The sequence below is a fragment of the Egibacteraceae bacterium genome (assembly GCA_040905805.1).
GTDB lineage: Bacteria > Actinomycetota > Nitriliruptoria > Euzebyales > Egibacteraceae > DATLGH01.
Genome location: JBBDQS010000098.1, coordinates 20,974 through 27,594 on the forward strand (window position 1 = coordinate 20,974; position 6,621 = coordinate 27,594).

Consider the following 6,621-nt stretch of genomic DNA (forward strand, 5'->3'; position numbering starts at 1 on the left):
GGCCCCCCCCCCCCCCCGCGACCCCGAGCTTCGGCAGGGTGTAGTGGAACAGGTTGTAGGTGCCGCCGTACAGCGACGCCGACGACACGACGTGCGCGCCGGGCCCGTTGACGAGGTTCAGGATGGACAGCGTCTCCGCCGCCTGGCCGCTCGCCAGTGCCAGGGCCCCGACCCCGCCCTCGAGGCTGGCGATGCGCTGCTCCAGCACGTCCTGCGTGGGGTTCATGATGCGGGTGTAGATGTTGCCGGGCTCGCCGAGCGCGAACAGCGCGGCGGCATGCTCGGTGTCGCGGAACACGTAGCTGGTGGTCTGGTAGATCGGGACCGCGCGGGCGCCGGTCGTCGGATCGGGCTCCGCGCCCGCATGGATCTGGCGGGACTCGAAGCCCCAGCCCTGTTCGGTCATGGTCAGCATCCTCCTCTGGGCCACACCCCACCGCGTGGCTGCGACAGGCGGCACGAAGGGCGCACACTAAGGCGCTGGCCGGCGGGTGCGCCAGGGTGCAAACAGTGGCAACGGCTCAGGCGGCGAGCGGGAGGACGTACTGCCAGATCGCGATGAAGTGCGCGGTGCTGGCCGCGACCACCAACAGGTGGAAGACCTCGTGGTAACCGAACCAGCGGGGGAAGGGGTCCGGCCGGCGCTTGGCGTAGACCACCGCGCCGAGCGTGTAGAGCAGACCCCCGAGCGCGATCAGGCCGAGTCCCTCCCAGGGCAGGGCCGTCATCATCTTCACCAACGGCACGACCGACAGCCAGCCGATGGCGATGAACCCCGCGGTGGCCAGCCACCGGGGCGCCTGGATCGGGGAGACGGCGATGCCCGCGCCGAACACGGCCACCCCCCAGGCGAGGGCGATGCTCCAGGTGCGCCAGGCACCGGACAGCGCGTGGAAGGCCACCGGCGTGAACGTGCCGGCGATGAACAGCTGGATCATCGCCACGTCGCAGCGCGACAGGATGTACCGCGCGCGCGTCCCCCACCGCGGCACGTGGTACAGGGAGCTGGTGAGGTACAGGCCGACCAGGCAGACCACGAACACCACGACCGAGGCCCGCCTGGCACCGTCGGGTGTGGACGACGAGATGACCAGCCAGCCACCGGCAAGCGCGATCGGCACCATCGCCGCGTGCAACCATCCGCGCAGCAGTGGGCGCGCGGGCGCCAAGCTCGAGCGGGTGGCGTTCAACGCCCAGCACACCTCCGAGGTCTGGTAAGGGGTTCAGATCCATGGTGACCCTTCGGTGGGTTCCCGGCAAACAGGTCGGGGAAACGTGCGCACACGGAGCCCGTCAGGCGGACGGGGCCGCCTCCGTCGACTTCGAGCCCAGATCTGATGTGATGTGTGTATGACCCGCTCCGCCGCTGCCCTGGCCGTCGCCATCGCCGTCGTGCTCCTCTCGGGGATCGCGGTGCTCGTGACCGACGGCGACGAGGAGCTGGCCGCCCCGGAGGCCACGCCGACCCCGCAGGTGACGCCCGACCCTGATGGTGCGCTGACGCCCGGCCCGACGCCGGACCCCGCCGCCGAGCCGACGCCGGACCCGGCAGCGGACCCGACGCCCGGACCCGCCCAGCCCGCGGACCCTGCGCCGAACCCGAACGTGGCGCTCACCGACCCTGATCCACACGACCTCGACGACGCCCTGCCCCACACCGGCGGCCCACCCACGGCGCTCGCCCTGGGGCTGCTGGCCGCGGCGGGGGGCGTCCTCGCACTCCGGCCCCACTGCGATCACTGAGCGGCGAGACGGTCGCGCTGTGACCGCCCTGAGGATGCCGAGCTGGGGAGGACTGCCATACTGCGGGGCCTATGGGCAAGCAACTGGTCGTGATGGTCTCCGGCAGCGGTTCGAACCTGCAGGCGCTGCTTGACCACGATGCGCTGGGTGGGCAGATCACCCGGGTGGTCGCCGACCGGCCCGCCGCCGGGGGGCTGGACCGGGCGCGGGCGCGGGCGGTCGAGGCGGTCGCCGTCGCACCCGCGGATCACCCTGACCGTGCGACGTGGGAGGTGGCGCTCACCGCTGCGGTGGCCGAGGCGGAGCCCGACCTGGTGGTGCTCGCCGGTTTCATGCGCATCCTGTCGCCGCCGTTCGTCAGGCGCTGGCCGATCCTGAACGTGCATCCCTCGCTGCTGCCCGCGTTCCCGGGAGCGCGGGCCGTCACCGACGCGTTGGCCTGGGGCGTCAGGGTCTCCGGCGCCACGGTCCACTTCGTCGACGAGCAGGTCGACCACGGCCCGATCGTCGCCCAGGAAGCGGTCGCGGTCACGCCCGAGGACACCCCGGCATCCCTGCACGAGCGCATCCAGGCCGTCGAGCATCGCCTGCTGCCCGAGTGTGTCGCCCTGTTCTGCCACGACCGGCTCGCCGTCGACGGCCGCCACGTGAGGATCCTGCCGTGACCGCATCCACCGTCCCCGTCCGCCGCGCGCTGGTCAGCGTCTACGACAAGGAGGGCCTCGGTGACTTCGCGCACGGTCTGGCCGCCGCCGGCGTGGAGATCATCTCGACCGGCTCGACGGCCACGTCCATCCGCGATGCCGGGGTCGCCGTGACCGACGTGAGCCAGGTGACCGGCTTCCCCGAGATCCTCGACGGTCGCGTGAAGACCCTCCATCCGGCGGTGCACGCCGGGATCCTCGCCGACCGGGACAAGCGCGCCCACGTCGACGCGCTGGAGGAGCTGGCGGTGCGCGCCATCGACCTCGTCGTCGTGAACCTCTACCCGTTCCGGGCGACGGTGGCCGATCCCGACGTCGAGGTGGCGACCGCGATCGAGATGATCGACATCGGTGGCCCCACGATGCTGCGCGCGGCCGCGAAGAACCACGCCCACGTCGGGGTGGTCGTCGATCGCAGCGACTACCCCGCGGTGCTCGACGAGATCGCCGACGGCGGGCTGCCCGCGTCCACGCGGGCCCGCCTGGCGGCGAAGGCCTTCGCACACACGGCCGCCTACGACGCCGACGTGGCGGCGTGGTTCGCGAGGGACCAGGGCTTCGGGCCCCAGCACGGACCCGTCTACCGCAAGGTCGCGGACCTGCGCTACGGCGAGAACCCCCACCAGGCGGCCGCCTACTACGTGGAGCGCGGCGAGCCATGGGGGCTCGGCTCGGCTCGCCAGCTGCACGGCAAGGAGCTGTCCTACAACAACCTCCTCGATACGGACGCCGCCTGGTTGATGGCCGCGGACTTCGCCGACCCGTGCGTGGCGATCATCAAGCACACCAACCCCGCGGGTCTGGCGGTGGCCGACACCCTGGCGGGCGCGTACCCGGCCGCGTTGGCCGGTGACCCGATCAGCGCCTTCGGCGGCATCGTGGCCGCCAACCGGCCGGTGGACGGCGACACCGCCCGCCAGGTCGTCGAGGTCTTCACCGAGGTCGTGGTCGCCCCCGGGTTCACCGAGGAGGCGCTCCAGGTGCTGCGGGGCAAGGCGAACCTGCGGGTCCTGCAGATCGAGCGCCCCGGCATGCCCGGCGCAGCCCTGGTCGCTCGCAGCGTCAGCGGGGGGATGGTGGTCCAGGAGGCCGACGCCGTCCCGGAGGAGCCGGATCGGTGGACGGTGCCGACGGCGGCGCAGCCAGACCCCGCACAGCGCGACGAGCTCGCCTTCGCCTGGCAGGTCGCCAAGCACGTCAAGTCCAACGCCATCGTGCTGACCCGCGACCACGCCGCCGTCGGCGTCGGCGCCGGACAGATGTCGCGGGTGGACAGCGTCCGGCTTGCCGTCGAGAAGTCCGGCGGACGCGTCGCGGGTGCGGTGCTGGCGAGCGACGCGTTCTTCCCGTTCCGTGACGGGGTCGACGCGGCCCTGGACGCGGGGGTGACCGCCCTCATCCAGCCGGGCGGCAGCGTCCGCGACGAGGAGGTCGTGGCGGCCTGTGACGAGCGTGGCGTACCCATGGTGCTGACCGGGCGCCGACACTTCCGCCACTAGCCCGGGCCCGGCCCGGACCGGCCGGGCCGCGTCACCGAACCGGGAGGAGCCACGCTGGACGAGCGTCCCACACGCCCCCGCGTCGTCGAGGGACTGCGCCTCGAGCGGCTGGTCGGCTCCGGCGGCGAGGGCGAGGTCTGGGACGCACGCGACGACCGCGGCCGGCGCCGGGCGCTGAAGCTGGTGCGTCCCGAGGCCCTGGCCGCCCCCGGGACGGTCGCCGAGCGCGCGGCCTACCTGTCGCGCATCGACCACCCCGCGCTCGTCCGCGTGTACCGCAGCGGGCTGCTCGCGGCGGGCCCGCTGGCGGGATGGGGGTTCGTCGAGATGGATTTCGTCGACGGGAACTCCCTGGCCGGCGCGCCCGGCGACTGGCAGCTGCTCGACCAGCTGCTGCCCCTCGCGGACGCCCTGGACCTCCTGCACGCCGGTCACTGGTCCGACGGTCTGCCCCTGGTGCACCGTGACATCAAGCCCGCCAACATCGTGTCAGCGGCGCAGGGGCGTCTGGTCCTCGTCGACCCCTCCACGCTGCGCGGCGTGGACGCCACGCAGCTGACCCGCGTGGGCACCCCGGTCTTCGCCGCCCCGGAGGTCGTCACCGGGCGGGTGGGGCCCGCGGCCGACGTCTACTCATTCGCCGTCACCGCGTTGGCCCTGGTGAGCGGCGCCCGCGGCCAGGAGCTGGCCGAGCTGGTCGACCACGTCGCAGACCTCGACGTCCCGGAAGGCGTCCGCGCGGGGTTGGCGCCGTACCCCCAGGATCGGCCGGTCGCCTGCCGCGACCTGCTCACCGACCCCGAGCCGCTCCTGATCCGCGACGCCACCGGCGCCGGGGACGCGGGACCGGTCTGGGCGGACAGCGCCGACCCGGCCGATGTCGAGCGGCCGGCCCTCGGTCGCCGGGTGTGGTCGTGGGCCGTGGTGCTCGCCGTCGTGCTCGTGGGTCCCCTCGGCGCCTGGGCGGGCGGGGCGCTGACCGGGGACCGTCTCGCCGCCGCCGCGACGGCTGCGGTGGCGCTGCATCTCGGCGCGCACGCGCTGGACCGGCGCTCGGTGGTCCTGGCCGCGGCGGCGCCACCCCTGGCGTGGGCGTTCCTGCTCGGCGACCGGCTGGCGCTCGGGCGGCGGCGGGCGTGGGCGCACGCGCTGCTGTGCGGGCCCCTCACCGTGGCCTGGGCGGTGCCCTTGCTCGTCGCGTTCGACGTCGGCGGGTTGGACCGCCCGGCGGCCGTGGCCGCTGTGGTCGCGGCTCTGTCCGTCGCCGTGGTGTCCGGCACCGCCGTGCGCACCGGCGGCGGGGTCGGTCTGGCCCTGCGGCTGGTGCTGCTGCCCGCATGGATCGGTGGGGCGCTCGTGCTGCTCGCCGCCGGCCTCGTGGCGCTGCCGGGAGCCGTGCTGCTCGGTCGCGGCACGGTCGTGGCGCGGCTGCTGCTCGGCACCCTGGCCGGTGGGGTCGAGACCTTCCGCTCCCCGCGCACGGCATGATGTGCCGTGCCCGCTCGCGACCGAGGAGCACCCCATGACGGCACGCATCATTGACGGCAAGGCGACGGCTGCCCGCGAACGCGAGCGCATCGCCGGTGAGGTCGCCGACCTGGCCTCCCGGGGTGTCGTGCCGGGCCTCGCCGCGGTGCTCGTCGGCGACGACCCCGCCAGCCACGTCTACGTGCGGGCCAAGGGCAAGGCCTGCGACGCCGCGGGGATGCACTCGGCCAACGTCGTGCTGGCGGCCGATGTGACCCAGGAGGCGCTGCACGCCGAGATCGACCGGCTGAACGCCGATCCCAAGGTCAGCGGCATCATCGTGCAGCTGCCCCTGCCCCACCACCTGGACCCGGTCGCGGCGCAGGAGCGCACCGCGCCCGCCAAGGACGTCGACGGGCTCCACCCGGTCAGCGCCGGACGCCTGCTGCGCGGCGACCCGCTGTTCGTCCCGGCCACCCCGCTCGGCTGCCGGGTGCTGCTCACCGAGCACGAGGTCCCCCTGGCCGGAGCCGACGTGGTCATCGTGGGTCGATCCCAGCTCGTCGGCCGCCCGCTGGCCATGCTGCTGTCCCTGCGCGACGCCAACGCGACGGTGACCATGTGCCACACCGGCACCCGCGACCTGGCCGCGCACACCCGGCGCGCGGACATCGTCGTCGTGGCCACCGGCGTCCCCCACACCCTGACGCGGGACATGGTGCGTCCCGGTGCCGCCGTTGTCGACGTGGGCATCAACCGTGCGGCGGACGGGTCGCTCTACGGCGACGCCGACTTCGACGATCTCGTGGAGGTGGCGGGAGCCATCACGCCCGTGCCCGGCGGGGTCGGGCCGATGACGGTGACGATGCTGCTGCAGAACACTTTGCAGGCGGCGCGCCACCAGGCTGGGCTCCTCTGAGAGCTCTTCTGGTCGCAGAGGCGGGTCGCCTGGGCTCCGGCTCGCAGGGGGGCCCTACCCTCAGGTCGCCTCCGCCCAGGCGCCCCGCCCCCTGCGTGGGCCTGATCTGCGCCCTGAGCTATGGCGGGGTGAAGGTGGGCTGGGTGCCGGGGGCGCCGGGCTCGCCCGGTGGGGGGATGGGGGTGGGCGACAGGGTGGGCGACACCGTCGGGGGCGGCGGCGGCCGCGATCCGCGCGTGGGTCTTGGCGTGGTGGTCGGCAGGGGTGGTGGGGGGAGTGGCTGTTGCGG

Annotated in this window: 7 protein-coding genes; 5 read left to right on the plus strand and 2 right to left on the minus strand. The window is 74.0% G+C overall.

Annotated elements, in window-relative coordinates:
• Nucleotides 1–406 (minus strand): PLP-dependent transferase (locus WD250_11130; GenBank protein ID MEX2620759.1); only part of this gene is annotated, 406 nt, incomplete at its 3' end.
• 115 nt (nucleotides 407–521) lie between these two features.
• Nucleotides 522–1,190 carry a hemolysin III family protein gene (locus WD250_11135; GenBank protein ID MEX2620760.1) on the minus strand — a complete coding sequence of 223 codons (669 nt, stop codon included), beginning with the start codon at nucleotides 1,188–1,190 and terminating at the stop codon, nucleotides 522–524.
• A 160-nt stretch (nucleotides 1,191–1,350) separates the two neighbouring features.
• On the opposite strand from WD250_11135, the gene WD250_11140 reads away from it, so the two are divergent.
• The 5 genes from WD250_11140 (at nucleotide 1,351) to WD250_11160 (ending at nucleotide 6,332) form a co-directional block, all read left to right on the plus strand.
• A complete protein-coding gene (locus WD250_11140; GenBank protein MEX2620761.1) occupies nucleotides 1,351–1,743 on the plus strand; it encodes a hypothetical protein in 393 nt (130 codons plus the stop codon).
• A gap of 71 nt (nucleotides 1,744–1,814) precedes the next feature.
• On the plus strand, nucleotides 1,815–2,408 hold the full coding sequence (purN, locus tag WD250_11145; protein ID MEX2620762.1) for a phosphoribosylglycinamide formyltransferase: 594 nt from the start codon (nucleotides 1,815–1,817) through the stop codon (nucleotides 2,406–2,408).
• Nucleotides 2,405–3,946 carry a bifunctional phosphoribosylaminoimidazolecarboxamide formyltransferase/IMP cyclohydrolase gene (purH, locus tag WD250_11150; protein MEX2620763.1) on the plus strand — a complete coding sequence of 514 codons (1,542 nt, stop codon included), beginning with the start codon at nucleotides 2,405–2,407 and terminating at the stop codon, nucleotides 3,944–3,946. Before purN ends, purH begins: the two co-directional genes overlap by 4 nt.
• 108 nt (nucleotides 3,947–4,054) lie before the next feature.
• On the plus strand, nucleotides 4,055–5,434 hold the full coding sequence (locus WD250_11155; GenBank protein ID MEX2620764.1) for a hypothetical protein: 1,380 nt from the start codon (nucleotides 4,055–4,057) through the stop codon (nucleotides 5,432–5,434).
• A 34-nt stretch (nucleotides 5,435–5,468) separates the two neighbouring features.
• The gene (locus tag WD250_11160; protein MEX2620765.1) at nucleotides 5,469–6,332 is read left to right on the plus strand and encodes a tetrahydrofolate dehydrogenase/cyclohydrolase catalytic domain-containing protein; all 864 of its coding nucleotides are present in this window, start codon (nucleotides 5,469–5,471) and stop codon (nucleotides 6,330–6,332) included.
• The last annotated feature ends 289 nt before the right edge of the window (nucleotides 6,333–6,621 follow it).

Coding starts and splice junctions, on each gene's coding strand:
- WD250_11140 (MEX2620761.1), top strand. CDS start 1,351: ATGACCCGCTCCGCCGCTGCCCTGGCCGTCGCCATCGCCGTCGTGCTC.
- purN (MEX2620762.1), top strand. CDS start 1,815: ATGGGCAAGCAACTGGTCGTGATGGTCTCCGGCAGCGGTTCGAACCTG.
- WD250_11160 (MEX2620765.1), top strand. CDS start 5,469: ATGACGGCACGCATCATTGACGGCAAGGCGACGGCTGCCCGCGAACGC.